This window comes from Chromohalobacter sp. HP20-39, assembly GCF_033052815.1.
In the GTDB taxonomy this organism is placed as follows: domain Bacteria; phylum Pseudomonadota; class Gammaproteobacteria; order Pseudomonadales; family Halomonadaceae; genus Chromohalobacter.
This window is the reverse complement of the sequence record NZ_JAWHTP010000002.1, coordinates 309,881-334,777: the sequence shown is the minus strand read 5'-3', so window position 1 is coordinate 334,777 and position 24,897 is coordinate 309,881. Positions and strand designations below refer to the sequence as shown.

Here is a 24,897-nt window from a genome sequence, read left to right as displayed (position 1 = left end):
TTACGCGTCTCCCTCGTTGCTTTCTCGGCTCAGCAGCTCCTGGCGGATGGTCTCGGGGGCCATGGGGAACCCGGCTGCCTTGCGCGATTCGAAGTAGGCGTGGGCGACGTCACGGGCCATGGTGCGCACACGCAGGATGTAGCGCTGACGCTCGGTGACCGAGATGGCGTGCCGGGCGTCGAGCAGGTTGAAAGTATGCGATGCCTTGAGCACGTGCTCGTAGGCGGGCAGGGGCAAACCCGCGTCGAGCAGCTTTTGGCATTCGCCTTCGCTGTGGTCGAAGGCGGAGAACTGATAGTCGACATCGGCGTGTTCGAAATTGTAAGCCGACTGTTCGCGTTCGTTCTGCAGGTAGACATCGCCGTAGGTGACGGATGAACCATCGGGGGCGTAGGTCCATACTAGGTCGTAGACGCTATCGACATCCTGCAGGTACATGGCGATGCGTTCCAGGCCGTAGGTAAGCTCGCCGGTGACCGGATAGCATTCGATACCGCCGGCCTGCTGGAAGTAGGTGAACTGGGTCACTTCCATACCGTTGAGCCAGACTTCCCAACCCAGGCCCCAGGCACCTAGGGTAGGCGATTCCCAGTTGTCTTCGACGAAGCGAATGTCGTGGACCTGCGGGTCGATGCCGAGACGCTCGAGCGAGCCCAGGTACAGTGCCTGCAGTTCCAGGGGAGAGGGCTTCATCACCACCTGGAACTGATAGTAGTGCTGCAAGCGATTGGGGTTTTCGCCGTAGCGCCCGTCGGTGGGACGGCGCGATGGCTGCACGTAGGCGGCATTCCAGGTCTCGGGGCCGATGGAGCGCAGGAAGGTCGCGGGATGAAAAGTGCCGGCTCCGACTTCCATGTCCAGGGGTTGCATGATTACGCAGCCCTGTTCGGCCCAGTACTGTTGCAGGGCAAGGATCAGGCCCTGGAAGGTTTTCACGTCTGGCGTCGACTGTGTCATTGGTGAAGTACCGTTGGCCCATGAATTCACGAACTGCCAAGTATACAATTAGCGGTTAATCGGTTATAGGCACCGTGACGAAAAGCACGCTTCCCGCGTGGGTGCACGACTTGAAGGAATCGACGACATGATCGTAGTGACGGGCGGTGCCGGGTTCATCGGCGCCAATCTAGTGAAGGCTCTCAATGCACGCGGCCACGAGGATGTGCTCGTGGTCGACGACCTCTCCGACGGCACCAAGTTCGTCAATCTCGCCGACTGCACGCTGGGTGATTATCTCGACAAGGATGACTTCCTGGCGCGTGTGAAGGCCGAACTGCGTGGTGAGCCGAGCGCCTTGCCGCCGATCGAGGCCATCTTCCACGAAGGGGCCTGTTCGGATACCACCGAGTGGGACGGCAAGTTCATGCTCGAGAACAACTTCGAGTACTCCAAGGTGCTGCTGCACTTCTGCCAGCACAAGCGTATTCCCTTTCTGTATGCGTCATCGGCGGCGACCTACGGCGGTAGCGAGGTGTTCGTGGAGGCGCCGGAGCATGAGAAGCCGCTCAACGTGTACGGCTATTCCAAGCTGCTGTTCGATCAGTACGTGCGCGTCCACTGGGAGGAGTTCGAGGCTCAGGTGGTGGGTTTCCGCTACTTCAACGTCTATGGTCCGCGCGAGCAGCACAAGGGCAAGATGGCCAGCGTCGCCTATCACCATCACAACCAGGTGAAACGTGGCGAGAACCCCCGGCTGTTCGGTGCCTGGGAAGGCTATGAAGCCGGCATGCAAAGCCGCGACTTCATCTATGTCGGTGACGTGGTCGACGTCAATCTATGGTGCCTCGACAATCCCGAAGTGTCGGGTATCTTCAATCTGGGCACCGGCCGCGCCGAACCGTTCAAGGCCATCGCCGAGACGGTGATCGATTATTATCAGACTGGCAAGATCGACTACATCGCCTTTCCCGAGGAGCTCAAGGGGCGCTATCAGAGCTACACCCGTGCGGATATCTCGCGCCTGCGTGAGGCGGGTTATCCGGCGGAATTCAAGACCGTGCGTGAAGGCGTCAGCGCCTACCTGGATTGGTTGAATGGCTGACGACATCGTTACCGCTGCTCCACGGCTACTCGTCGTCGGTCCTTCCTGGGTCGGCGACATGGTCATGGCGCAGAGCCTGTTCATGACGCTCAAGGCGCGCTATCCGGATGCCTACCTCGGGGTGCTGGCCCCGGGCTGGTCGTTGCCGATCCTGGCGCGCATGCCCGAGGTCGACGAAACCGTCGCGTTAGACGTCAAGCACGGCGAATTCGGCTGGACCACGCGGCGCGACGTGGCGCGCATGCTGAAGGGCCGCTTCGACCGGGCGATCGTGTTGCCGCGTTCCTGGAAATCGGCACTGGTGCCGTTCCTGGCCCGCATCCCTGAGCGCCTGGGGTTCCATGGTGAGCAGCGCTACGTGGTGCTCAACGCGCGCCGTCAACTCGACAAGAGCGTGCTGAATCAAACCGTTAAGCGTTTTGTTTCGCTGGGCCTGCCCGAAGACGAGGCCCAGGGTGGGGGCTTTGCGATACCCGCACCGCGCCTCGAGGTGGATGCCGACAAGCAGCAGCATCTGCGCGAGACCTTGGGGCTCTCGGATAGGCCCGCCATTGGCATGATGCCCGGCGCCGAGTTTGGACCGTCCAAGCAGTGGCCGCTGGCGCATTTCCGCACCCTGGCGGAACGTCTGGTGGCCGAGGGCTTCGAAGTACGGGTGATGGGTGGCCCCAAAGACGCCGAGGCGGGCGAGACGATCAGCCAGGCGCTGGAGGGCGTGCATAATCTCTGCGGGCGTACCAAGCTCACCGAGGTGGTGGATTTGCTCGCCGATTGCAAGCAAGTGGTCACCAACGACTCGGGACTGATGCACGTGGCAGCGGCGGTGGGCACGCGGGTGCAAGCCATATACGGGTCATCCTCGCCAGCCTACACGCCGCCTCTGACCGAGAATGCCGAGATTCACGATCTCGAGCTGTCTTGCTCGCCATGCTTCGCGCGTGACTGTCCATTGGGACACACTAACTGTCTGCGTCATCTCGAGCCGGCACGGCTGCTGGCGGCGATCCGTCAATCGGCGCTCAATTGACGCCCTTCCACATGTAGGATTGCAGGGCGTCTTCCTCCGCCATGTGATCGTTGATGGTTTCGAGGCCGTATTTTTCGACCAGCGTAGGGGCCTCGGCGAAGAGCGAGCGCCCCAGACCGGCGGCGCGTGAATCCAGCTTGAATCCCATGGCTTCAAGCACCGTCGGGTAGACATCCACCATCGAGGCTCGACGTCGGATGCGCTTCCCGGCAGGAATGCCCTTGCCGAGCATCATGAAGGTGTTTTCGCGCTTGGCGTCGACCAGCTGCGGCCATTGCGAATTCTTCATGCTCAGGTGGTCGCTGGAGATGATCACCAGGGTATTGTCGAGCAGGCCCTCGCGGTCGAGCCGTTTCAGGAAGCGGCGTACCAGCCAGCCGGTGCATTTCACCGAATACAGGATGTCGACACCGTCGAATTCACCCTGATTCTTACGGCAGGCCCGGGCCGGGTTACCGAAGGGCGGGTGCGCGGCCAGGGTCAGGGCGAACATGGCATAGGGCTGATGATTGTCATCCTCGGCGAGCTTGCGGATGCGCTCGGTGACCATGTTGAGCAGGGTGTCGTCGTAGAGCCCCCAGTCATTGAGGTAGTCGGGCGGGGTGACGTCATCCTCCAGCTCATCGCGGCCCAGAACGGTATCGAAGCCGTGCCCCTCATAGAAGACTTTCTTGCCCGCGAAGCGGGTGCTGGCACCGCCCATGTAGGTGAGATGGTACCCTTGAGCGGAAAGCAAGTCGCCCATGCACTGAGTGTGTGGCAAGACCGCATCGAGCGGTTCGAACTGATTGTCATGCATCAAGCCAGCGGGGATGAGCGGCACGCCGCATTGCGTGGCGACCATGCCAGCAGTCGTCCAACCGGTATTGTCGAGTTGCTTGAGCCCCTCGAAGACGATGCCGCGCTTACCCAGCGCAGTGAGATCCTCGTAGGCGTCGCCGAACTTGTCGCGGTCGGCGTAGGTGCGCTCGGTGCTCTCCAGATAGAGATAGATGAGGTTGGGGCGTGTTTCCGGGGTGGCAACGATCTCCGGCGACCGATAGTGATCACGCAACCAGTGCCCCTCGGTGACGACCGAGGCCCCGCGTTGCGACAGGCCGAATAACAACGGATTGAAGGCCAACAGGAAGATTGTCGCGACCCGTTCCCAGAGCCGCCAGCGATGATCATGACGCACCAGATAGGTCACGGCGGCTAGCATGAGAAGTCCGCAGAAAGTGAAGACGAATGCCGCAAATACCCGGCGTTGACCGCCATGCTCGGCCATGCCGGCCTGCAGGTGGAAAATCACCGCGCCAAGGTCGAGCTTGCCGAAACTGTCATCGAGATACAGGTATACCCACCACAAGGCGAGTGGAATGAGTGACCACGGCCAGATGCGTCTCGTGCTCGAACGTTGATCGGGGTGCCCCCAGCGGAAACGCCAGGCGATGGTGACCCACAAGGCCGCCACGGGGAGCATGAACCAGTGGCTGACAACGGCCAGCGTGGAGAAGGTATAACCCAGGCACAAGCCTATGTAAGTGAGCGCTGACCATCTTGTGGAGACGCTAGGTATCTTCATCGTTGGTCGTCCCTGCTCGCGTTGGCATGAGCCATTATGACAAGTGTATGGCAATGCCGTGTCTAATGCGTGAGACCTTCCTGGTCCACGTATCGTGTTCGTTATGCGTTGCGTTCGAGTTCGTGGAGCTCGTTGAGTTTGGCGTACTTCATATAGGCATGAAACGCCGTGGTCACAGCGACCGTCATGCCATCCATTCCCTGGAACATGCCACCCTTGAAGACCAGCTTGCGCAGCATGGCGTTGGCGGCATGTAGCGTTGGCTGCAGTCGCGAAGGGCGCACCCCACGTTCCTTCATCGCCCAGGCATCGCGGCTGGAGAGCGCATCGATACGCTGAATCCAGTGCGACATGTTCGCATAGGTGAAATGCTGCAGGTGTGCGGTGGTGGCCTCGACGTTGGGCGCCTCGACCGAGGAATGCGCCTTCTTGGGCAGGTAGCCGGCGGTGGTGCGGTTGTATAGGCGTACCACCGAGTCTGGATAGAACCCCGCAGCGCGAATCCAGTGGCGGGCCACGTAGTTCTTGCGTCGGAAACTATAGGCAGTCTGTGGATCGTCGAGGGTGAGCGACTCGATCAGGGTCACGGCATCGTCGTCGAGGCGTTCGTCGGCGTCCAGGGCCAAGATCCAGTCATTCTTGGCGAACGGCACGCCGTGTGCCTTCTGAGGCCCATCGCCGAGATAGGCTTGCGAGATCACCCGCGCACCCTCGGCCTCGGCGATGGCCACGGTGTCATCGCTACTCAGCGAATCGACGACGATGACCTCGTCGCAGACGCGTGACAGAGAACGCACGCAGTCGGCGATGTTGGCTTGCTCATTGAGGGTAATGACGATTCCAGTCAGTGGTTGCATGGCGTTTCCTCGGTGGCCGTTGGTGTTGGCCAGGTGTCGGCGATTTGGCGTGCCACCATCGCGATGTCGATACGCGACATATCGCTGGCGGAGGCATCGTCGGCAGGGGGGCTGAAGGCCAGGCGGCGTGTCTCGGCATTGCAGGTTTGCCAGCGCAGCGGCGTGGCCGAACGCTTGGCGGGGTAGAAGCCGATCGTGGGTCGGTTGAGCGCCCCGGCGATGTGCAAGGGCCCCGTCGAACCGGCGACGAAGACATCGGCGGCGGCCAGGGTCTTGGCGAAATCGGTCAGGCTGGCGCGCGGTGGCATGAGTACCGCATCGACCTCGCGTGCATTGAGTGTGTCCACCAGGTGTTGGGCGACGGCCTCCTCGTTGGGGCCGTAAGTAAGCACCCACTTCGGTGGAGTGGAGAGGCGGGCACTCAGTGCCTGAGCCAAGTCCGCGTATTGTGCCACGCTGAGATTGACCGCTGATCCACCATTGCCAGGATGCAGGAACCACCACGGACGTGATGGAGGAAGGCTCAATTCATCGCTCAGACGTTGACGCTGCGCGTCGCGCGTTGCATCGGGCAGCGGCCAGTAAGGCGGCGTCAGCGTCGGCACGTCCTGACCAAGGGTCTGCAGTAGAGCGGCGGACAGGTCCTGATTGTAGATGTATTCGGGTTTTTGCGATCGTGACCTACGCTGTTTAATGCGGAAGTTGTAAAATATTTGAGCCCACTTGGTGGCGGGCGCCATGCGCAAGGAAATACCGGCACGCCACCCTAGCCAGCCGATGCGTGGCGTGGAGAATAGCGTCAGTAAGGCGTCGAACTTCCCGGCGCGAAGCTGCCTGAGCACGTCTTTCTGCTGGTGGCGCGGCGCGACGCCGCCCGGGTCGAGAATCACCTCATCGACCCACGGGCAGGCATGCGCCAAGGGCGCCGTATAGGTGGGCACCAGCACGGCAACATGGTTGCCGGGATGGGCACTCTTCAGGCAGGCCAGGGCCGGCCAGGCGAGCATGAAGTCGCCGAGCTTGTCGTTGCGTACCACGAGGATGCGCTTTGGGCGCGACTGGGTCATCGAGTCTCCTGTGCCCGGTGGCGTCGACGCGTGAGTCGAACATTGTCCGAGGAGCTTGCCTTGCAGCACAAGGTCTTGCATATCTGTTTATCCCGCGGCTGGGGCGGGCTGGAAATGTATCCTGCGCGCATTATACCCGAGCTGGCTCGTCAGGGGTGGCATGCCTACGCCCTGGCGCTCGAGGGAACGCGAGTGGCCCACACGCTGGCTGAGAGTGGCGCGCTCGAAGTGCGTAGTGTGCGCTCACCCACGCGCGCGCTGTGGCAACTTCCGATGCTGGTGCGCTGGCTGCGCCGCCGTGGCATCCGCGTCGTGCATTGCCACAAGTCGAGTGATCTACGTCTCGGGGCATTGCTCAAGTGTCTATGCCCTGAACTACGCTTGATCTTCACCGATCACATGGGGGCCACGCGGTCCAAGCATGATCCTTACCATCGCTGGGTCTACCGGCATGTCGATCGTGTGCTGTCGATTAGCGAGGCAACGCTTTTGCGCAATCGCCAGGCCTTTCCGCTGCCCGCGTCGCGGATCACCCGACTGTATCTGGGCATCGACACAGCGGAGTTTGTTCCCCAGCTTGACGCTACTGAGCGCCAGGCGCTACGTGACGCCTTGGGCATTCCGCGCGAGGTGGTGGCGATGGCCCTGCCCGGCCGCTTGACCCCCGGCAAGGGTCAGCAAGTTCTGCTGGATGCCTTTACTCGCCTGTGCGACGCCGGCGATACGCAATCGCATCTGGTGCTGATCGGCGGTCTGGAGGCGGACGAGGGCGGCAACCCGACGTTCATTGCTTCCCTGCGTCAGCAGGTCAGTGAGAGGGGATTGGACACACGTGTCACGTTCACCGGGTTTCGGCGTGACCTGGCGCGGCTCTTCGAGGTGGTGGATATCGTCTGCGTGCCGTCGCGCAACGAGGCCTTCGGGTTGACGGTGATCGAGGCGATGGCGGCGAGCAAGGCCGTAGTAGGTGCTGACAGCGGCGCGATTCCGGAACTGGTTGGCACCGAGAACGGCCGGCTCGCCGATCCGCAGGATCCGTCGGACTGGGCGATGAGGCTCGGCGAGCTACGTGATGCTCCCGTACTGCGTGAACGCCTCGGCGCCAACGCTTGTCGCTTCGTCAACGCGCGCTTCACGCTGGCCCGGCATGTGACCGGACTGTGCGAGATTTACGCGGATGCCGCGTAGCCGAGGCGAACCGAGGCCATGGCGTCGGGAGCGCCGAACTTGATCAGCGAGCGCTCGAGCCGCGCCAGGTTCCCCTCTTGCCAGCGCCCCGGGGAGCGCAACCGGCAACGGTCGAAGTCGATCAACCAGACGCGATCGTGGGCGTCGACGAGCAGATTGCGGGCGTTGAGGTCGACATGGTCGAGCCCGGCGTCGTGAAAACGGCGCACGGTATGCCCGACTCGCTTCAGCAGGTCGGGCGTCGCCGTCGGTAGGCGCTCGGCCAGGGCAGTGACATCGGGGATCAGCCGTGTGATCAGCGTGGCCGTATAGCTCGGGCCGTGTCGCCACACGCCGGCGGCCACCGGCGAGGGTACCGGCAGGCCACGCTGTTTGAGTTCGGCGGTCAGGCGCATCTCGCGAAAGGCGCGGGTGCGCTCGAGCCCAGTCCACACATAGCGTGCGTCGCTGAGCCGGGCGATCAGACCGCCGCGCCGATAGGGGCGCAGCGCCCAGCGCTCCTCGCCGCAAGCGACGAACAGGCTCGCCCCGCGCCCCGGCGCTTCGCCGAGCACCGCATCGCGCTCGCGCCAGAAGGCCGGAGTCAACCATTGCGGGTCGATTTGTGGCCTGTGGCCGGCGTCACATAGAATATCGGCATCATATAGAATGAATGCCTGTCCCGTTTGGAATGTTGCCAACCGCATGAAGCATCCTCTGCCCGTCCGCCCTGCGCATATTGGTGTGCTACGACTGTCCGCGCTGGGCGATGTCTGCAACCTTGTCCCGACCATTCGTGTGTTGCAGCGCCTATGGCCCGATGCCCGAATCACCTGGATCATCGGCAAGGGCGAGCACAGTCTACTGGCCGGCCTCTCGGGGGTCGAGTTCATCGTCTACGACAAGGACACCGGTTGGGCCGGCGTGCGCCAGATCTGGCGCCAACTGAGTGATACGCGCTTCGATGTATTGCTGCACATGCAGCAGGCACTGCGCGCTAGTGTTCTCTCCCTGGGGCTCAAGACGGACCTGCGCATCGGTTACGACAAGGCGCGCGTCAAAGACTGGCAGCACTGGTTCACGCATCATCAGTTGGCACCACACCCCCATGCGCACGTATTGGAGTCGTTTCTCGACTTTGCACGTTTGCTGGGCGGCGAGGAACGTGTCGATGCCGAGCCCTTGCGCTGGGACCTGGCGATTCCCGAATCCGCCTACCAAGAGGCGGCGCGCGTCACCGGCGAGGCGCCTTACGTGGTGATCAGCCCCTGTGCTAATCCGCGCTTGCGCAATTTCCGCAACTGGTCCGCCGAGGGCTATGCGGCGGTGATCGCGTATGCCTGGCAAGAACACGGCCTGCGCACGGTAATGACCGGAGGCGGCAGCGTCCAGGAGCAGGAGATGGGCGCGCGCATTCGCGCCCTGTGCACGGAAGAGGCGGTCATCGATGCCATCGGCGGCACCTCGCTCAAGGGGCTGCTTGCCATGCTCGATCGCGCGCGCATGGTGATCGCGCCCGATTCCGGCCCCGTGCACATGGCCAACGCCTTACGCACGCCGACGCTGGGGCTTTATGCCACTACTAATCCCGATCGCGCGGCGCCTTATTGTTGGCGGCGTTTCGTGGTCGACCGTTATCCCGATGCCGTGCGTCGTTATCTGCACAAGTCACCGGAGGCGATTCCGTGGGGGACGCGTGTGCGTCACCCCGACGCCATGAGCCTGATCCGTGCCGACGACGTCATCGTCCAATTCGATGCCTTGCTGGATGCCACGTCGTCCGCTTCGCCCCGCTCGGAGTCTGACCATGAAGCTTGATCTGACCGTTCTCGAACAGGCCCGCCTGCTGGTGGTGGGTGACGTCATGCTCGACCGCTACTGGCATGGCGGCACCTCGCGCATCTCGCCGGAAGCGCCGGTGCCGGTGGTCAAGGTCGGTGAATCGGAAGACCGTCCCGGCGGCGCCGCCAACGTGGCGCTCAATATCGCCGCACTAGGGGCACACGCCGCGCTGGCCGGCGTGGTCGGCGAGGATGACAACGCCGCTTTGCTCAAGGCGAGTCTCGATGCCTCGAATGTAAGCACTCACTTCCATCATAGCCCCGATATTCCCACGATCACCAAACTGCGCGTGATGAGCCGCAATCAGCAATTGTTGCGCCTCGACTTCGAGGAATCGCTGTGGGAGATCGACACCCAAGGCCTGACCGAGCGCGTCGAGGCGGCGTTGCCCGATGCCGACGTGATGATCCTCTCCGACTACGGCAAGGGCAGCCTCAACCGCGTCGAAACGCTGATCGCCATCGCGCGTCAGGCAGGTAAGCGTGTGCTGGTCGATCCCAAGGGACATGCCTTCGACAAGTATCGCGGGGCGAGCATCATCACCCCCAATCTGGGCGAGTTCGAAGCGGTCGTCGGGCCGTGTCCCGACGATGCCACGCTCGCCGAGAAGGGCGAGCAGCTTCGCGCCGAGTTGCAGCTCGAGGCGCTGCTGGTCACGCGCAGCGAGAAGGGCATGACATTGATCCGCGAGGGCCACGCGCCGCTGCACCTGCCGACGCATGCCCGCGAGGTGTATGACGTCACCGGCGCCGGGGATACCGTCATCGGCGTGCTGGGGCTGGCGTTGGCGGCGGGCCACGGCTATCCCGAAGCGATCATGCTCGCCAACCTGGCAGCAGGGCTGGTGGTCGCCAAGCCGGGCACCGCGACGCTGTCCATCGCCGAGCTCTACACGGCGCTGCATGGCGACAAGCTCGCCGAATTCGGCCCCATCGAGGAAAGCGCGTTGGTCGATGCGGTGCGCGCGGCCAAGCTGCGCGGCGAGCGCGTGGTGATGACCAACGGTTGCTTCGATATCCTGCATGCCGGCCACGTGGCCTATCTCGAGCAGGCCAAGCGGCTGGGCGATCGGCTGATCGTGGCCGTCAACGACGACGCTTCCGTGGCGCGCCTCAAGGGCCCCAAGCGCCCGATCAACGCCCTCGAACGCCGCATGCAGGTGTTGGCGGGCTTGAGTGCGGTGGATTGGGTAGTGCCCTTCGCCGAGGAAACCCCGGCACGCTTGATCGCCGAGGTGTTGCCCGACGTGCTGGTCAAGGGCGGCGACTACCGCCCCGAAGACATCGCCGGCGGTGAGGCGGTCATCGCCGATGGCGGCGAGGTCCGGGTGCTCAACTTCGAGGATGGTGTCTCCACCACCGCGATGATCGGCACCATTCTCGATCGTGAAGGCTAAGGCACAATGATGGCACCGGGTGTCGCACGCGGTCTCTACAGCGCGCTGTTGTATCTGCTCTCGCCACTGATCTGGTGGCGGGTGTGGCGTGAGCATGCGCTTACTAACAAACGCGCGGAACGCTTGGGTTTGATCGCCGACGCGGCGGATGGCCCGCCGACGATCTGGCTACATGCCGCCTCGGTTGGCGAGGTGCTGGCGGCACGGCCCTTGATCGAAGCCTTGGCCGAACGCCACGCCGATCATCGCTTGGTGGTCACCACCATGACCGCCACCGGCGCCGAGCGTGTACGGGCGCTGTTTCCCGCCGAGCGGTACGCGCTCACGCATTACTTCCTGCCGCTGGACTTTCCGGGCGCGGCGCGGCGTTTCATCGCCCGTTTGCGCCCGCGCCTGGCGATCATCGTCGAGACTGAGCTATGGCCCAACCTGCTGGCAGCGTGTGAACGCCAGCACGTGCCCGTGGTAGTCGCCAACGCCCGGCTCTCGGGCAAGGCCTTCCAGGGCTATCGTAAGGTGGCGCCATTGCTGCGTGGCGCACTGGGCGCGGTCAGTTGGCTGGCGGCCAAATCGTCGGCGGATCTCGAACGCTTCACGGCGCTGGGATTACCCGACGCGTGCGGCGAGGTGGTGGGCTCGATCAAGTTCGATCTGCCCATCAATGCCGAGCTGCGCGATGAAGGTGAGCGCTTACATACCCTATGGGGCGTGCGGTTCGTGTGGGTGGCAGGCTCGACCCATGAGGGCGAAGACGAGCAAGTACTGGCCGCGCATGCCCGCCTGCGACGCACGCATCCTCAGGCGCTGCTGGTGCTGGTGCCGCGCCATCCGCAGCGCTTTTCGGCGGTGGCCGAACTTTGCGAAGCACGCGGCGAGCGCCTCGCGCGGCGCTCGCAAGATGAGACGGTGGAAGCCGAGACGAGCGTCCTGCTGGGCGACACCATGGGCGAACTGATGCGCTTCTACGCCGCGGCGGACGCTGCCTTCGTGGGCGGCAGCCTGGTGCCCATCGGTGGACACAACCTGCTCGAACCCGCCGCGCTCGGCGTGCCGGTGCTCACTGGGCCGCATCTGGCGAACTTTCAGGATATCGCCGAGACCCTGCGCGAGGCCAAGGCACTGTGCGAGATCGACACAGCCGAGGCCCTGGGAGAGGCCTTGGCGACCCTTGCCAACGATCCCGACCAGCGCCGCCGACTGGGCGCCGCGGGCGAAGCCGTGGTAGCCACCAATCGCGGCGCGCTGGAAAAGACGCTGGCAGGCATTGCGGCGCGCCTGCCGGCGGACGTATACGCTTAGGGCGTGTGACGCTCGACGCCCTCATCCGTCCCCAATAGCAACACATCGGCGCCGCGCTGGGCGAAGAGCCCGTTGGTGACCACGCCGACGATATTGTTGAGGTGTTCTTCCATGGCCTTGGGGTCCTCAAACAGGCAATCGTAACCGTCGAGGATCTGGTTGCCGTTGTCGGTGACCACGCCGTCGCGGTAGACCGGGGTGATGCCCAGCTTGACCAGTTCGCGCGCCACGTAGGAGCGCGCCATGGGGATCACCTCGATGGGCAGCGGAAAGCCGCCGAGCACATCGACGTGTTTGGAAACATCGGCGATGCACACGAAACGCTCGGCGCAGGCCGCGACGACCTTCTCGCGCGTCAGCGCCGCGCCGCCGCCCTTGATCATATTGAAGTGCGCATCGATCTCGTCGGCGCCGTCGACATAAACCGGCACCGTGCCCACGTGGTTGAGCTCGAAAACATCGATGCCGTGGCCGCGCAGACGCTCGGTGGTGGCGTCCGAGCTTGCCACCGCGCCTTGAAAGTCGTGCTTGAGCTTGGCCAGCAGGTCCACGAAGAAGTTGGCGGTGGAGCCGGTGCCCACGCCGATGATGGTGTCGCGGCCGAGCAAGGGCTTGATGTCCTCGATGGCGGCGGCAGCCACTGCGCGCTTGAGTTCGTCTTGGGTCATGGTGCGTCCGTATGGGCGTTCGTATAAACGTTCTTGTGAAGACGTATCGGCGAAATCCGTGCCTATTATAGAGCTTATCGGCGTCGCATAAGAGACATGATGGCACGCGTGGGACTGGACGCTGTGCCGCGCCCTCTGCTAACAATGGAAGTTTGCTACCGGTTGGCCGCCCCTGGCGCGCCGGTTTCACAATGAGACGCGCGAATTCGCAGGACACACCAGAATGCTAGAAGAGACCGTCAAGAAAATCCTCCAGGCACGCGTATACGAAGCTGCCCGGGAAACACCGATATCCCCTGCTCCCTTCCTTTCCCGCCGTCTCAACAACACGATTCTGATCAAGCGTGAGGACCTGCAGCCGGTCTACTCCTTCAAGATTCGCGGCGCCTACAACAAGATGGCCCAGCTAAGCGAAGAGCAGAAGGCCAAGGGCGTGATTGCCGCTTCCGCCGGCAACCATGCTCAGGGCCTGGCGATGGCCGCCAAGCAGATGGGCGTCAAGGCGACCATCGTCATGCCGCGCATCACGCCGGACATCAAGGTGCAGGCGGTACGCGCCCGAGGCGCCAAGGTCGTGCTCAGGGGCGATGCCTTCGGCGAGGCACTGGCGCATGCACGTGAACTGATCGATGAGCATGGCTATACCTATATTCCGCCTTTCGACGACGACGATGTGATCGCCGGCCAGGGCACGGTGGGCATGGAAATCCTGCGTCAGCATAGCGGGCCGCTGGATGCGATCTTCGTGCCCGTGGGTGGTGGCGGCCTGCTCGCCGGCGTGGTGGCTTATATCAAGTACCTGCGCCCCGAGATCAAGGTCTATGGCGTGGAGGCGGAAGACTCGGCCTGCCTCAAGGCGGCCATGGAGGCCGGCGAGCGCGTCACCCTCGACCAGGTCGGCGTGTTCGCCGAAGGCGTCGCCGTGGCACAAATTGGCGAGGCGCCGTTCGAGATCCTGCGGCACTGGATCGATGGTGTGGTCACCGTCACCACCGACGAGATATGCGCGGCGGTCAAAGATATCTTCGAGGACACGCGCGCCGTCGCCGAGACCTCCGGCGCGCTGTCGCTGGCCGGACTCAAGAAGTACATCCAGCAAGAGCGCGTCGATGGCCAGACGCTGTTGTGCATCAACTCGGGCGCCAATACCAATTTCGACCGTCTGCAGCACATCGCCGAGCGTACCGAGCTGGGCGAGCAGCGCGAGGCGATCCTGGCGGTGACGATTCCCGAACGCCCGGGTAGCTTCAAGAAATTCTGCAAGACCATCGGCAAGCGCATGGTCACCGAGTTCAACTACCGCTACGCCGATCCCGAGCAGGCGCATATCTTCGTCGGCGTGCAAGTCAAGCCGGGTGGCGACGACCGCCAGGCGGTCATCGACAAGCTGCGCGAGGCCGACTATCCGGTGGAGGACCTCACCGATAACGAGCTGGCCAAGTTGCACATTCGCCATCTCGGCGGCGGACGCCCCAAGGAACACTTCAGCGAAGAAGTCTATCGCTTCGAGTTTCCCGAGCGCCCCGGCGCGCTGATGAACTTCCTGACGCATCTGCCCGCCGACTGGAACATCTCGTTGTTTCATTATCGCAATCACGGGGCGGCGTATGGCCGGGTCTTGGTGGGCATGCAGATTCCCAATGGCGCCCGCGCGCATGTCGAGGAGCACTTCGAGCGCATCGGCTATCGTTACTGGAAAGAGTCCGACAATCCCGCCTATCGGCTTTTCATGGCGTGAACCGCTCGGCGCCATGCCATGGCGCCTTCATAGTCGCCGATTATGAGGATCTATATTCTCATAGGTTCTCATGTCGGTGGTATGACGAAAATCAGATAAAACGTTGTTCGTTAACCAAACGTTTCATTCTTGTGCCCGAGGCCAGTTGTCAACCCATATGCCTGGCCCTATAGTCGTAAGCGTTATTTGGGGTGCTATAAGAAACAGTCCTTTACGGAGCAGGAAATGAAACGCAAGCCTGATTTGGTCATGGCTTTAGTAATGTTGTTTGGCTTGGGTGTAGTGGCGACGGGTTACGCACAGACATTGATGGGCACTTGATGAGCGCCCCGGTATCTGGGCGTATTCGCCGGTCGTCTTGAACGCCTGAGTGCTTGCATGGCCCGCCGAGCGGCCGACGATGGGAAACCATCGTCGGCCGCTTGCGTTACGGACGTACGGTGCGGGCATCGCTGACGATGGCATCGAGGGGTACGTCCCAGTCCGCGACGGGTAATCGTTCGACGTACTGACAGTCGTGGGCAAGCCCGATCAGGCGCGGATGCGGGCGGCGCAGGCGTCGAAAGGCAAAAGTACGGTCGTAGAAGCCGCCGCCCATGCCCAACCGATTGCCCTGGGCATCGAAACCGACCAGCGGCATGAGCACCAGATCCAGCGCCCAGGCCGGCAGGCGCCGTGCGCGATGCGCGCCGTGCCGCGTGCTCGGCTCCGAGATGGCAAAGCGATTGGTACGCATGGGGGTCTTTGCGTGGTAATGCACGAACCACAGGCGGTTGTCGGACAACGGGCGCAGCACGGGGAGATATATCCGGACGCCGCGGCGTCGGAACCACGCGATCAGCGGTGTCGGGTCGATCTCGCCGTCGTTGGGCAGATAGAGCGCGACGCGGCGGGCGCGCTTGACCTCCGGCAATCGGCGTAGGCGACGACATAGCGCATAGGCGGCCTGGCGACGTTGCGATGCGGAAAGTCGACGGCGACGCCGGCGCAATTCGCGGCGCAGGCTGCGTCGGTCGGATAGCTCGAGAGGGGGTTCGTGCGTCATGTTCGGTGAGGTTCCCCAAAGTGCCGCTGTCGTTCTGGCCCTGAACCTAAAGGTTCAAGGTGGGTGGCCGCAGACGAGTCATCAGGCTTTCCGTCGCACGGACATGCACACAGACCCGTCTAGCAATTGGCCCCCTGGTAATGCGCATAGGCTCGAGGGACTATAACGACTGGCGAACACCTCAGGGAACGCCTCCATCCTAGCAGAGACCGGGGCGCGGCCAAAGCGCCAGCCTCTTTTCGTATAGAGCCTTGTCTCGTGTAGCCCCTTTCTCGTATACCACCTTTACCCGTATAGAGCCTTTTCGTAACGAACCTAAGCGTTTGTCGGACAAGGGTTGAACGTCAGCTCGAGGGTTTGCCATCGTCCGGAGATGGCGTATCGGCCAGGGCTTTTTCCAGACGCTCGCTAAGGCGTGACAGGCTAGACTCGCTCTCACGCTGGGTGTCGAGTGCTTCGAGAAGTTCATGGGTGATGTTCAGCGCCGCCATGATGGCGATTTTTTCGGCGCCCTGCACCTTGCCCTGGGAATGAATGCCATTCATGGCGCGATCCAGATAGCGCGCCGCGCGCTTTAGCTCGTCTTCCTGATCAGGCGGGCAAGCAATCACGTAGGGGCGTCCCAGCAACGTGATCTCGATCGTCTGCCGCGAGGCGTCGTTCATGGATCGCTCCAGAGCGGGCCAAGGTCGGGCCCGATGCGGTAAGATGGAACCAAGTTTCCGCGTCTTGCGCGGTGGAGGGAACGGCCTCGACGATATCGGCATCCTGCCGTCGCGAGCCCACGTTCGCCGCCATGTAAGCCATTGATCACTATAAAGAGCCGCCCGGGCGCGGTCAACGCGGCCCGGCGGCCTGCAGCACAGGACCGCATCATGTCCCTCATCGACGAACAGCTCGATTTTTCAGGTGTCGCCGACACCTTTCTCGCCCACGGCAGCATGCAGTCACCGGCGTTTCTCGACGGCCGCTTGTGCGCACGTCTGGCGCTGGCCGACATCAGCGCCGATACCTGGCTCGAGGAAGTCTGCGCGACCTTAGGTGTCGACCAACCCAATAGCCGCGAAGACGGCGAGGTCCTGCTCGCCTGGCGGCGGCAGACGCTGGACGCTCTAGCCGCGCCGGAACTCAACTTCGAGCCGCTGCTGCCCGATGATTTGTTCTCCCTCGCCGAGCGCGCACACGGCCTCCAGGAATGGACCCAGGGCTTCCTGGAGGCCATCGTCGAGGCCGGCGGTCAGAGTGACGACTGGTCACCGGCTCTGCGCGAAGTGCTCGAAGACCTTGGCTCGCTCGTCAACCTGGAGGTCGAGCTCGAGGATAACGCCGAGAACGAGAACGACCTCTTCGCCTTGACCGAGCATGCACGTATGGCTGCCATGCTGCTCTACACCGAGCAGCATCCCGGCCAGCCCCAAGTCGAGCGCGTCGAAAACTCCGAGGATGACGACGCCACCACGCCGCCGTCACAGACTCACTGACAAGTCTCTTGGGCCGGGTCGTGTGCCCGGCCACTCTCCCACCTTTCTCCTGCCATTCGAGGAGCGCCCATGCCTCGCACAGCCTTGCCGCGTCCGGCGGCGATTTCTTCCGCTGAATACCGTGCCCGCCGCCAGGCGTTGATGGCGGCCTTGCCCGCGCACAGTGCCGTATTGATCTCTGCGGCCTCGCTGGTTACGCGCAACCGCGACAGCGAATACGCCTTTCGCCAGGATAGCGACTTCCACTACCTGAGCGGCTTCCCTGAACCCGACGCGCTGCTGGTGCTGCTGCCTGGCCGCGACGCCGGCGAAAGCGTGCTGTTCTGCCAGGAAAAAGATGCTTTCAAGGAAGCCTGGACCGGCATGCGTATCGGTGCCGAAGCCGCCGTGACGGCGTATGGCGTCGATGAGGCTTACGAGAACGACGACCGCGATGCCCTGCTTCCCGAGCTGCTCGAGGGGCGTGAAACGCTGTACCTGCCCCTCGATAATGGCGACATGTTGGCCCTGGCCGAGTCGCTGCGTGCCGAACTGGCGCCCCAGGCCCGGCGTGGCGAACGCACACCCAGTGCCTTCGCCGATGTCGCGCCGCTGATCCACGAACGGCGCCTGATCAAGAGCGACGCGGAGCTGGACCTGATGCGCCACGCTGCGCGTATCTCGGCGCAGGCGCACCGCCGGGCCATGCAAAACGTGTCTCCGGGGCTTCTCGAGTATCAGCTCCAGGCGGAGCTCGAGCATGAGTTCGTCTGGCACGGTGCCCGCGCACCGGCCTATGCCACGATTGTCGGAGGCGGCGAAAACGCCTGTGTGCTGCACTATATCGAGAACACTGCCGCGCTTCGCGATGGCGACCTTGTGTTGATCGACGCTGGCGGTGAGTTCGACCTCTACGCTGGTGACATTACGCGCACCTTCCCGGTCAACGGTCGCTTCACGTCCGCGCAGCGCGAGCTCTATGAGGTCGTCCTCGAGGCGCAATGCCGCGCGGTGGCCGCTGTCGCGCCGGACACGACCCTGCGTGCGATCCACGACGGCGTAGTACGCGATCTGACCGCCGGCCTCATTCGCCTGGGGCTGCTCGAAGGGACACTCGAGGCGCGAATCACCGATGACAGCTACCGGCGCTTCTTCCTGCACGCCACCTCGCACTGGCTGGGGCTCGACGTGCATGACGTCGGCACCTATCGACTGGACGGCGAACCGCGTGTGCTGGCACCGGGCATGGTGCTGACTGTCGAGCCCGGACTCTATATCCCCAACGTCGAAGATATTCCCGAGGTGTATCGCGGCATGGGCATTCGTATCGAGGATGATGTCGCGGTGACCGCGACGGGGCATGAGGTGTTGACGGCGGATGTGCCCAAGGAAGTGGTGGAAATCGAGGCGCTCATGCGTGAGAGTTGATTATTTTTTGATCGCGCGGTATATATTTACGTAATTACGTTATGGATACGTAAAAATCCATAACGGCTGTCACCACGACTGCCGTCGATGTCCTTAACGTGGTACAAAACAGCGTGTCTCGCCATCGCGGATGGCAAGACCTTCGAAGCCGACAGGGAGAGTGTTCGATGCCGCCTAACCGGGTCGATATCGCCATCGTGGGAGGCGGACTGGTCGGCGCCAGCCTGGCATGTGCCCTGGCGCCGCTGATCGAGCGCCACGGGCTGCGCGTGGCGGTGATCGAGGCCGCGCCGTTGAACGCGACGCAGCCGACGACCTTCCAGCCCAGTTTCGATGCCCGCGCCAGCGCCATTGCGCAAGGCTCGCGCCGGCATTTCGAACGGCTCGGGGTGTGGGCGTCGATGGCCGAGCGCGCCACGCCGATTCGCCAGATCCATGTCAGCGAACGTGGGCGTTTCGGGGCGACGCGGTTGACGGCTGACGAGTTCCATCTCGATGCTCTGGGGTATGTGATTCCCAACGCCTGGATGGGGCGCGTGCTGCACGCCGGCCTCGAAGCGTTACCGTTGACCTGGCACTGCCCGGCGCGGGTCGAGGACATCGTGCCCCTCGCCGACGGCCACCGCCTGACGCTCAGCGACGGGGCCTGCCTCGAGGCCGGTCTGACGGTACTCGCCGATGGTGGTCGCTCGGGGCTCAAGGAGCGTCTGGGTATTGATAGCCAAGCACAGTCCTATGAACAGCACGCCTTGATCGCCAACGTCGAGATCGGTCGCGACCACGCCGGCGTGGCGTTTGAGCGCTTCTCGACCCTGGGCCCGATGGCGTTGCTGCCCCTGGCCGGGCGTCGCATGGCGCTGGTCTGGACCCATGCCAAGGCGCCACGCGAGGAAACGCTGGGCTGGAGCGACGCTGAATGCCTGCGGCGGCTGCAAGAGGCTTTCGGCGACCGTCTGGGGCGCTTTCGGCGCATCGGCCAGCGTGACGCCTATCCGCTGTCGCTGGTCACCGCCAACGAGCCGGTGCGCCCGCATCTGGCGATCATGGGCAATGCGGCTCACTCGCTGCACCCGGTCGCCGGGCAGGGGTTCAATCTTGCCTTGCGCGGCGTCATGGATTTGGTCACGTCGCTGGAGGATGGGCTGGCGCGTGGCCAGGCCATCGGTGGCGCGAGCCTGCTGGGCGATTTCGAGGCCCGCCGCGCCGCCGACCGGCGTAACGTCATCCGCTTCAGCGATGGCCTGATTCGTCTGTTCGGCATTGAGCATGCCGCGTTTTCCCACTTGCGTGCCGCGGGCCTGGTGGGACTCAATATCGTGAGTCCGCTGCGACGCACCCTGGCGCGCCGCGCCATGGGGCTGGAGCGATGAAGGCCGACGAGGAAACCAGCATGGATGAGACAACACACGATGACGTGATCGTCGTCGGTGGCGGTATGGTGGGCAGCGCCCTGGCGGCGCTACTCGGCGAGGCCGGCATCTCGGTGACGGTGCTCGACGCCCGCTCGACGCCGCTGACGCGTGAAAACGTCGGCCATGGCCTGCCCGCGCCACGGGTCAGCGCCCTGACGCCGGTATCGCAACGCCTGTTGACGCATCTTGGTGCCTGGCCGTGGATCGCCGAGCGGCGCGTGTCGCCCTATCAAGGCATGCGCGTCTGGGATGGCGAAGGCAGTGGCGAGATCGCCTTCGCGGCGGCGGATATCGGCCTGCGCGAGCTCGGCCACATCGTCGAGAACGACGTCATCCTGGCCGCCCTGGAAGCGCGCCTCGAGGCCTTGCCCAGCGTCACTCAGCGCTTCGGCGCACGCGTGACGGGGCTCGCCCGTGCGGCAGACGCGCAGGAAGTCACCCTCGACGATGGCAGCCGCTGGACGGCGCCGCTGGTGGTTGCCGCCGACGGCGCACGCTCGCCGCTTCGCCACCTGGCGGGCATCGACGTCAGCGAGCGTGATACCGGTCATGTGGCGCTGGTCACCACGCTACGCTGCGAGCATGGCCATGGCGGCGTGGCGCGCCAGGTCTTCCTGCCGGACGGGCCGCTGGCCTTTCTGCCGCTGCGCGTCGAGGAAGACGACCGGCACTGCTCGATCGTCTGGTCGACTCGCCCCGAGCATGCCGAGCGCCTGCTGGCGTTATCGTCGGAGGCGTTCGCCCAAGCCCTGGGGGACGCCATGGAAGGCCGACTGGGCAAGATCGAGGTGCTCGACGACGTACACCACTTCCCTTTGACTCAGCGCCACGCCCGCGAATACACCGCGCCGGGCCTGGCCCTGATCGGCGACGCCGCGCACAGCATCCATCCGCTCGCTGGCCAGGGCGTCAATCTCGGCTTTCTGGATGCGGCGGTGCTGGCGGAAGAAATCATCCACGCCCACCAACGCGGCGTGGCACTCGGCGACGCCCGCACACTGGCGCGTTACGCCCGTCGTCGGCGCGGCGACAACGCCGCCATGCTGGCACTGATGGACGGCTTCCGCCTGTTGTTCGGTGCCAAGCACCCCGCGTTACGATTGATACGTAACGTCGGCCTCTCCAGTACCGACAAACTCATGCCTCTCAAGCGCACCATGATTCGTCAAGCCGCCGGCGAACGCGGCGAACTGCCCGCCGTGTGTCGTTAAGATGATCGTTGGGCCGGTTACATACCCGGCCCAGCTATTCTAAAGGGGCGTGCTAACGGTGCTTTGTCAGTATGAGCTATGGCATGCCGAGCAGCACCGCAAGGACCTGCGGGTCAAGAAGCTTGTTGCGGCATAGGAATGGCGCATAGCCAGGCTTGCTAGGGAGCGCGGCGAACTGCTTATCCCGTAACGTTCGTCTTGACGTACGTTCGAAATGGCGTACACTCTAGTTAGCCAAGCAACCGGAGGTGTGCCATGACTGGAATTACTGCAACAGAGGCGCGCAGCAATCTATACCGATTGATTGATGAAACAGCCGAGTCTCATCAGCCGATTATCATCATGGGTAAACGAAACAAGGCCGTGCTGGTCTCTGAGGAGGACTGGGCTGCTGTTCAGGAAACGCTTTACCTGCTTTCTGTACCGGGTATGCGTGACTCGATTCGTGAGGGGATGGCTGCCTCTGTCGATGAGTGCGACGAGGAGCTAGACTGGTGAGATGGAAGCTGGTTTACACCAAACAAGCCCAGAAAGATGCAAAGAAATTATCCTCAAGTGGCCTGAAACCTAAAGCTCAAGAACTTTTGACGCTGGTCTCAGAAGATCCATATCGAAAGCCTCCCCCATTTGAAAAGCTTGTCGGTGATCTTGCCGGGGCTTATTCACGCAGAATCAATATCCAGCACCGTCTTGTTTACCAAGTGCTTGATGACGAGAAAGTGGTGAAAATTCTTAGGCTCTGGAGCCATTATGAATAGTGCTCCATTTCTTTTGCAGCAGCACCGCAAGGATCTGCGGGTCAAGAAGCTTGTGGCGGTGTGAAGTCGCACCTAACCTTCCTGGTATCTCCAAAGAAAAAGTGTCATTCGCGAAGGTCCTTCCTTCGCTCATGAACCGTGCGTGTAGACAACGGATCAGATACCCATGGAGGTAAATTCATGACGAAACGCAATCTTCAGGGCGTGACGCTTGAGTGCGTGCAAGGTGATATCGCGCGCCAGCCGGATATGGACGCCATCGTGAACGCGGCGAATGCGGAGTTGCGTATTGGCGGCGGTGTGGCCGGTGCGATTCACCGTGGCGCCGGGCCGGAACTGGAACGGGAATGCCAGCCGCTGGCGCCCATTCAGCCGGGGCAAGCGGTGATCACCGGCGCTCATCACTTGCCCAACCGTTCGGTGGTGCATTGCCTGGGGCCAGTGTACGGCGTGGACGAGCCCGCCGAGCCGTTGCTGGCGGCCTGTTATCGCAACGCGCTCGAACTGGCCGAGCAAAACGAACTTACCTCCATCGCCTTTCCGGCGATCTCGACCGGGGCCTTCGGATATCCGCTAGAAGCGGCGACGCAGGTGGCGTTCAACACGGTGCTCGAGACGCTGCCCCGGCTATCCTCGGTCAAGCATATCCGCTTCGTGCTGTTCCAGGAGGCGGACGTTCGGGTTCATGAAGAGGTTCTCGAGCGCTTACTCGATTGAAACCACGCCATTAATTGAAACGCTGTCATTGTCGGGCGCCGGACGGTCCCGCTTTCGGCGCCCCCCTGCCTTTCTCCCCCAAGACACACTCGCTTCGGACGACGAATCTGTCTGCCGGCGCTGCTCTGTACGGCCCTGTCTAGAAAGGTGGCTACCCACTTTTTGTTGTTTAGATACGGGCGCCTAACCGATACCGAGTGCGTGGCGCGAAAGAGACTTTGTGGCATTTTGTTGTACGAAGGTTTATTTCTTGTACAAGGTTTGTATACTTACGCCTTGTTCGCTGAACGAAAGATCGTTTTCGGTACATGTGCTTTCTCCGATTCGCCAGATAGGAATAACATCGTGAAAACCATATTTTCATGGCTCCAGGGAACGTCGATTCGTGCCCGAATGACGGCCGGCTTTGCCAGTGTTCTTTTGCTGATGGTCATTCTGACCGCCGAAGGGATACGTGAGGTCAATTTGATCGACCACAGCATGAAGGTCATCAACGACGTGAATAGCGTCAAACAACAGTATGCGGTCGATTTTCGCGGCAGTGTGCACGACCGCGCCATCGCCGTGCGCGATGCGGTACTGGTCGAGAACAATGCTCAGCTCGAGCCGATCCTGGCGGATATCGAACGCCTCGAAGGCGACTACCGCGAGGCTGCGACCGGCATGCGGGAGATCTTCTCGGAGGGCAATGTCACCGCTGAAGAGCGTAACGCCCTGGCCGCTATCCGGGAGATCCAGGCCACGACCATGCCGCTGATCGAGGAAGTGCTCGAGCGGCGTCAGGCAGGTGATATCACCGGCGCCAAGCAATTGCTGCTCGACGAAGCGGCGCCAGCCTTCCGTACTTGGCTAAGCGACATCAATGCCTTCATCACGCTGCAAGAGGAGCTCAACGCGGCTGAAACCGGCTTTGCGCGCAATATCGCCGAAAACTTCCAGATCACCATGCTGGTGCTTTGCCTGGTGGCTCTGGTGATCGGGGCCTTGGTGGCGACGGTGCTGACCCGGTTGCTGTTGCGCGAACTCGGCGCGGAACCCTATGAGGTCAAAGCCTTCGCCGAGGCGGTGGGCAATGGCGACCTGACCCGCAAGGTGTCGCTGAAACCGCAGTATCGCAACAGCATCATGGCCTCCCAGGTAGCGATGGCAGAGCAATTGAAAGCGACGGTAATGCAGGTGCGCGGTTCGGCGGAATCGGTAGCGACCAATAGCGAACAGATCGCCGAGGGAAACAACGAACTGGCCTCACGCACTGAGCAGCAAGCGAGCTCTCTGGCTGAGACCGCCTCCGCGATGGAAGAACTGGGCAGCACCGTTCAGCAAAACGCCGACAACGCCGTCGAAGCACGCAAGCAGGCCGCGAATGCCTCGCAAATCGCCGAAGAGGGTGGCGAGGTCGTCACGCAGGTGGTGCAGACCATGCATGACATCGATGGCAGCTCTAGAGAAGTAGCCGAGATCATTTCGATGATCGACGGCATCGCCTTCCAGACCAATATCCTGGCGCTCAACGCCTCCGTCGAGGCGGCACGTGCCGGTGAGCACGGCCGAGGCTTTGCCGTGGTCGCTCAGGAAGTGCGCGAGCTGGCCAGCCGCTCCGCATCATCGGCCAAGGAGATCAACGCCTTGATCACCGCCAATCGCAAGCGTGTCGAGCAGGGGACGGAACTGGCCACCCAAGCCGGCAAGACCACCGAAGACGTGGTGGCCTCCGTGAAGCGCGTGACCGAACTGATGGAAGAAATCAGTAACGCGACCGCTGAACAGCGCGATGGAGTGCAGCAGGCCGGTGATGCCGTTACCCAGATGGATCAGGTCACGCAGCAGAACGCGACCTTGGTCGAGCAGAGCGCCAGCGCCTCCAACAGTCTCAAGGAGCGCGCGCACAAGCTGATGGAACTGATGTCGGCCTTCCAGCTTGGCGATGTTTCGTCACAGGCCACGCGCCAGGCAACCGATCGGTCCCAAGGGACCTCGCACAGCGCAGGTCATCAGTGGGCACCGGCATCCTCGTCTCGCCTGCCGAGCACCCGCAGCACGGCGCGCCATACGCCCGAGGAAGAGTGGGAAGAATTCTAAGCGCTGCCTGAAAATCGACGGCCGTTCGCCTGGAACGGCATGCCACAACGACCGCCGGCGGCGGTCGTTGTGCGTCGAGGGGCCGCTCGCCTCGATATGGCGCCACTCGACTCATCCCCTA

Annotated in this window: 23 protein-coding genes and 1 other RNA gene; 15 read left to right on the top strand and 9 right to left on the bottom strand. The window is 62.8% G+C overall.

The features are described from left to right. Positions 1 to 957 carry a glycine--tRNA ligase subunit alpha gene (gene glyQ / locus RVY79_RS05095; protein WP_317462954.1) on the bottom strand — a complete coding sequence of 319 codons (957 nt, stop codon included), beginning with the start codon at positions 955 to 957 and terminating at the stop codon, positions 1 to 3. Positions 958 to 1,084: 127 nt separating this feature from the next. Between glyQ and rfaD the strand changes: the two genes are divergently transcribed. After that, positions 1,085 to 2,041 carry an ADP-glyceromanno-heptose 6-epimerase gene (rfaD, locus tag RVY79_RS05090; protein WP_317462953.1) on the top strand — a complete coding sequence of 319 codons (957 nt, stop codon included), beginning with the start codon at positions 1,085 to 1,087 and terminating at the stop codon, positions 2,039 to 2,041. Continuing rightward, complete coding sequence (gene waaF, locus RVY79_RS05085; RefSeq protein WP_317462952.1) at positions 2,034 to 3,068, top strand: lipopolysaccharide heptosyltransferase II; 1,035 nt, start codon at positions 2,034 to 2,036, stop codon at positions 3,066 to 3,068. The genes rfaD and waaF overlap by 8 nt, the downstream gene beginning before the upstream one ends. Here the strand turns inward: waaF and RVY79_RS05080 are convergent. The 3 genes from RVY79_RS05080 to RVY79_RS05070 all read right to left on the bottom strand — a co-directional run bounded on the left by RVY79_RS05080 (position 3,061) and on the right by RVY79_RS05070 (position 6,556). Next, positions 3,061 to 4,632 (bottom strand): sulfatase-like hydrolase/transferase, encoded by a 1,572-nt coding sequence (locus RVY79_RS05080; RefSeq protein WP_317462951.1) that lies wholly within the window; start codon positions 4,630 to 4,632, stop codon positions 3,061 to 3,063. The genes waaF and RVY79_RS05080 overlap by 8 nt on opposite strands. A 101-nt stretch (positions 4,633 to 4,733) precedes the next feature. Then, positions 4,734 to 5,489 carry a glycosyltransferase family 2 protein gene (locus RVY79_RS05075; RefSeq protein ID WP_317462950.1) on the bottom strand — a complete coding sequence of 252 codons (756 nt, stop codon included), beginning with the start codon at positions 5,487 to 5,489 and terminating at the stop codon, positions 4,734 to 4,736. Beyond that, complete coding sequence (locus tag RVY79_RS05070; protein ID WP_317462949.1) at positions 5,477 to 6,556, bottom strand: glycosyltransferase family 9 protein; 1,080 nt, start codon at positions 6,554 to 6,556, stop codon at positions 5,477 to 5,479. Before RVY79_RS05070 ends, RVY79_RS05075 begins: the two co-directional genes overlap by 13 nt. A 30-nt stretch (positions 6,557 to 6,586) precedes the next feature. Here RVY79_RS05070 and RVY79_RS05065 point away from each other — a divergent pair, with 30 nt between their 5' ends. Further along, positions 6,587 to 7,744, top strand: coding sequence for a glycosyltransferase family 4 protein (locus tag RVY79_RS05065; RefSeq protein WP_317462948.1), 1,158 nt, complete (start codon positions 6,587 to 6,589; stop codon positions 7,742 to 7,744). On the opposite strand, the gene RVY79_RS05060 is transcribed toward RVY79_RS05065, so the two are convergent. After that, on the bottom strand, positions 7,726 to 8,430 hold the full coding sequence (locus RVY79_RS05060; protein ID WP_317462947.1) for a 3-deoxy-D-manno-octulosonic acid kinase: 705 nt from the start codon (positions 8,428 to 8,430) through the stop codon (positions 7,726 to 7,728). The genes RVY79_RS05065 and RVY79_RS05060 overlap by 19 nt on opposite strands. On the opposite strand from RVY79_RS05060, the gene RVY79_RS05055 reads away from it, so the two are divergent. Genes RVY79_RS05055 through waaA form a run of 3 tightly spaced genes read left to right on the top strand, consistent with a single transcriptional unit; the run spans position 8,429 to position 12,260 of the window. Continuing rightward, positions 8,429 to 9,541 (top strand): glycosyltransferase family 9 protein, encoded by a 1,113-nt coding sequence (locus RVY79_RS05055; protein WP_317462946.1) that lies wholly within the window; start codon positions 8,429 to 8,431, stop codon positions 9,539 to 9,541. The genes RVY79_RS05060 and RVY79_RS05055 overlap by 2 nt on opposite strands. Beyond that, a complete protein-coding gene (gene hldE / locus RVY79_RS05050; RefSeq protein ID WP_317462945.1) occupies positions 9,531 to 10,961 on the top strand; it encodes a bifunctional D-glycero-beta-D-manno-heptose-7-phosphate kinase/D-glycero-beta-D-manno-heptose 1-phosphate adenylyltransferase HldE in 1,431 nt (476 codons plus the stop codon). The genes RVY79_RS05055 and hldE overlap by 11 nt, the downstream gene beginning before the upstream one ends. Before the next feature lie 6 nt (positions 10,962 to 10,967). Beyond that, a complete protein-coding gene (waaA, locus tag RVY79_RS05045) occupies positions 10,968 to 12,260 on the top strand; it encodes a lipid IV(A) 3-deoxy-D-manno-octulosonic acid transferase (RefSeq protein ID WP_317462944.1) in 1,293 nt (430 codons plus the stop codon). Here waaA and rpiA read toward each other — a convergent pair. Beyond that, positions 12,257 to 12,928, bottom strand: a complete 672-nt coding sequence (rpiA, locus tag RVY79_RS05040) for a ribose-5-phosphate isomerase RpiA (RefSeq protein ID WP_317462943.1) — start codon at positions 12,926 to 12,928, stop codon at positions 12,257 to 12,259. The genes waaA and rpiA overlap by 4 nt on opposite strands. A gap of 172 nt (positions 12,929 to 13,100) precedes the next feature. Between rpiA and ilvA the strand changes: the two genes are divergently transcribed. Next, positions 13,101 to 14,666: a threonine ammonia-lyase, biosynthetic gene (gene ilvA, locus RVY79_RS05035; RefSeq protein WP_317463234.1), complete on the top strand. Its 1,566-nt coding sequence runs from the start codon at positions 13,101 to 13,103 to the stop codon at positions 14,664 to 14,666. Positions 14,667 to 15,093: 427 nt separating this feature from the next. Here the strand turns inward: ilvA and RVY79_RS05030 are convergent, their stop codons facing one another. From RVY79_RS05030 to RVY79_RS05020, 3 genes are all read right to left on the bottom strand, one after another. After that, positions 15,094 to 15,711, bottom strand: coding sequence for a 5-formyltetrahydrofolate cyclo-ligase (locus RVY79_RS05030; RefSeq protein ID WP_317462942.1), 618 nt, complete (start codon positions 15,709 to 15,711; stop codon positions 15,094 to 15,096). 8 nt (positions 15,712 to 15,719) lie between these two features. Then, a non-coding RNA gene (ssrS, locus tag RVY79_RS05025) (6S RNA) lies at positions 15,720 to 15,902 on the bottom strand. A 153-nt stretch (positions 15,903 to 16,055) separates the two neighbouring features. After that, positions 16,056 to 16,376, bottom strand: coding sequence for a cell division protein ZapA (locus tag RVY79_RS05020; protein WP_317462941.1), 321 nt, complete (start codon positions 16,374 to 16,376; stop codon positions 16,056 to 16,058). A gap of 210 nt (positions 16,377 to 16,586) precedes the next feature. Here RVY79_RS05020 and RVY79_RS05015 point away from each other — a divergent pair, with 210 nt between their 5' ends. The 8 genes from RVY79_RS05015 to RVY79_RS04980 all read left to right on the top strand — a co-directional run bounded on the left by RVY79_RS05015 (position 16,587) and on the right by RVY79_RS04980 (position 24,776). Next, on the top strand, positions 16,587 to 17,192 hold the full coding sequence (locus RVY79_RS05015) for a UPF0149 family protein (RefSeq protein ID WP_317462940.1): 606 nt from the start codon (positions 16,587 to 16,589) through the stop codon (positions 17,190 to 17,192). Between the two features lie 69 nt (positions 17,193 to 17,261). Beyond that, on the top strand, positions 17,262 to 18,599 hold the full coding sequence (gene pepP, locus RVY79_RS05010; RefSeq protein ID WP_317462939.1) for a Xaa-Pro aminopeptidase: 1,338 nt from the start codon (positions 17,262 to 17,264) through the stop codon (positions 18,597 to 18,599). A 167-nt stretch (positions 18,600 to 18,766) separates the two neighbouring features. After that, a complete protein-coding gene (gene ubiH / locus RVY79_RS05005) occupies positions 18,767 to 19,969 on the top strand; it encodes a 2-octaprenyl-6-methoxyphenyl hydroxylase (protein ID WP_317462938.1) in 1,203 nt (400 codons plus the stop codon). Between the two features lie 20 nt (positions 19,970 to 19,989). Next, positions 19,990 to 21,222, top strand: coding sequence for a UbiH/UbiF/VisC/COQ6 family ubiquinone biosynthesis hydroxylase (locus tag RVY79_RS05000; RefSeq protein ID WP_317462937.1), 1,233 nt, complete (start codon positions 19,990 to 19,992; stop codon positions 21,220 to 21,222). Positions 21,223 to 21,477: 255 nt separating this feature from the next. Beyond that, the gene (locus tag RVY79_RS04995) at positions 21,478 to 21,720 is read left to right on the top strand and encodes a type II toxin-antitoxin system Phd/YefM family antitoxin (protein ID WP_317462936.1); all 243 of its coding nucleotides are present in this window, start codon (positions 21,478 to 21,480) and stop codon (positions 21,718 to 21,720) included. Then, entirely contained in the window at positions 21,717 to 21,980 is a 264-nt protein-coding gene (locus RVY79_RS04990; RefSeq protein WP_317462935.1) for a Txe/YoeB family addiction module toxin, read from the top strand. The genes RVY79_RS04995 and RVY79_RS04990 overlap by 4 nt, the downstream gene beginning before the upstream one ends. A gap of 180 nt (positions 21,981 to 22,160) precedes the next feature. Beyond that, positions 22,161 to 22,697: a macro domain-containing protein gene (locus tag RVY79_RS04985; protein WP_317462934.1), complete on the top strand. Its 537-nt coding sequence runs from the start codon at positions 22,161 to 22,163 to the stop codon at positions 22,695 to 22,697. A gap of 345 nt (positions 22,698 to 23,042) precedes the next feature. Beyond that, on the top strand, positions 23,043 to 24,776 hold the full coding sequence (locus RVY79_RS04980; RefSeq protein ID WP_317462932.1) for a methyl-accepting chemotaxis protein: 1,734 nt from the start codon (positions 23,043 to 23,045) through the stop codon (positions 24,774 to 24,776). Positions 24,777 to 24,897: the final 121 nt, after the last annotated feature.

Bases quoted from the DNA above. Each gene is read 5' to 3' on its own strand.
- rfaD (WP_317462953.1), top strand. From the start codon at position 1,085: ATGATCGTAGTGACGGGCGGTGCCGGGTTCATCGGCGCCAATCTAGTG.
- RVY79_RS05015 (WP_317462940.1), top strand. From the start codon at position 16,587: ATGTCCCTCATCGACGAACAGCTCGATTTTTCAGGTGTCGCCGACACC.
- waaF (WP_317462952.1), top strand. From the start codon at position 2,034: ATGGCTGACGACATCGTTACCGCTGCTCCACGGCTACTCGTCGTCGGT.
- glyQ (WP_317462954.1), bottom strand. From the start codon at position 957: ATGACACAGTCGACGCCAGACGTGAAAACCTTCCAGGGCCTGATCCTT.
- RVY79_RS05055 (WP_317462946.1), top strand. From the start codon at position 8,429: ATGAAGCATCCTCTGCCCGTCCGCCCTGCGCATATTGGTGTGCTACGA.
- RVY79_RS05030 (WP_317462942.1), bottom strand. From the start codon at position 15,711: ATGACGCACGAACCCCCTCTCGAGCTATCCGACCGACGCAGCCTGCGC.
- RVY79_RS05070 (WP_317462949.1), bottom strand. From the start codon at position 6,556: ATGACCCAGTCGCGCCCAAAGCGCATCCTCGTGGTACGCAACGACAAG.
- RVY79_RS04985 (WP_317462934.1), top strand. From the start codon at position 22,161: ATGACGAAACGCAATCTTCAGGGCGTGACGCTTGAGTGCGTGCAAGGT.
- RVY79_RS05060 (WP_317462947.1), bottom strand. From the start codon at position 8,430: ATGCGGTTGGCAACATTCCAAACGGGACAGGCATTCATTCTATATGAT.
- RVY79_RS04995 (WP_317462936.1), top strand. From the start codon at position 21,478: ATGACTGGAATTACTGCAACAGAGGCGCGCAGCAATCTATACCGATTG.
- RVY79_RS05080 (WP_317462951.1), bottom strand. From the start codon at position 4,632: ATGAAGATACCTAGCGTCTCCACAAGATGGTCAGCGCTCACTTACATA.
- pepP (WP_317462939.1), top strand. From the start codon at position 17,262: ATGCCTCGCACAGCCTTGCCGCGTCCGGCGGCGATTTCTTCCGCTGAA.
- hldE (WP_317462945.1), top strand. From the start codon at position 9,531: ATGAAGCTTGATCTGACCGTTCTCGAACAGGCCCGCCTGCTGGTGGTG.
- RVY79_RS05075 (WP_317462950.1), bottom strand. From the start codon at position 5,489: ATGCAACCACTGACTGGAATCGTCATTACCCTCAATGAGCAAGCCAAC.
- rpiA (WP_317462943.1), bottom strand. From the start codon at position 12,928: ATGACCCAAGACGAACTCAAGCGCGCAGTGGCTGCCGCCGCCATCGAG.
- ubiH (WP_317462938.1), top strand. From the start codon at position 18,767: ATGCCGCCTAACCGGGTCGATATCGCCATCGTGGGAGGCGGACTGGTC.
- waaA (WP_317462944.1), top strand. From the start codon at position 10,968: ATGATGGCACCGGGTGTCGCACGCGGTCTCTACAGCGCGCTGTTGTAT.
- RVY79_RS05020 (WP_317462941.1), bottom strand. From the start codon at position 16,376: ATGAACGACGCCTCGCGGCAGACGATCGAGATCACGTTGCTGGGACGC.
- RVY79_RS05000 (WP_317462937.1), top strand. From the start codon at position 19,990: ATGGATGAGACAACACACGATGACGTGATCGTCGTCGGTGGCGGTATG.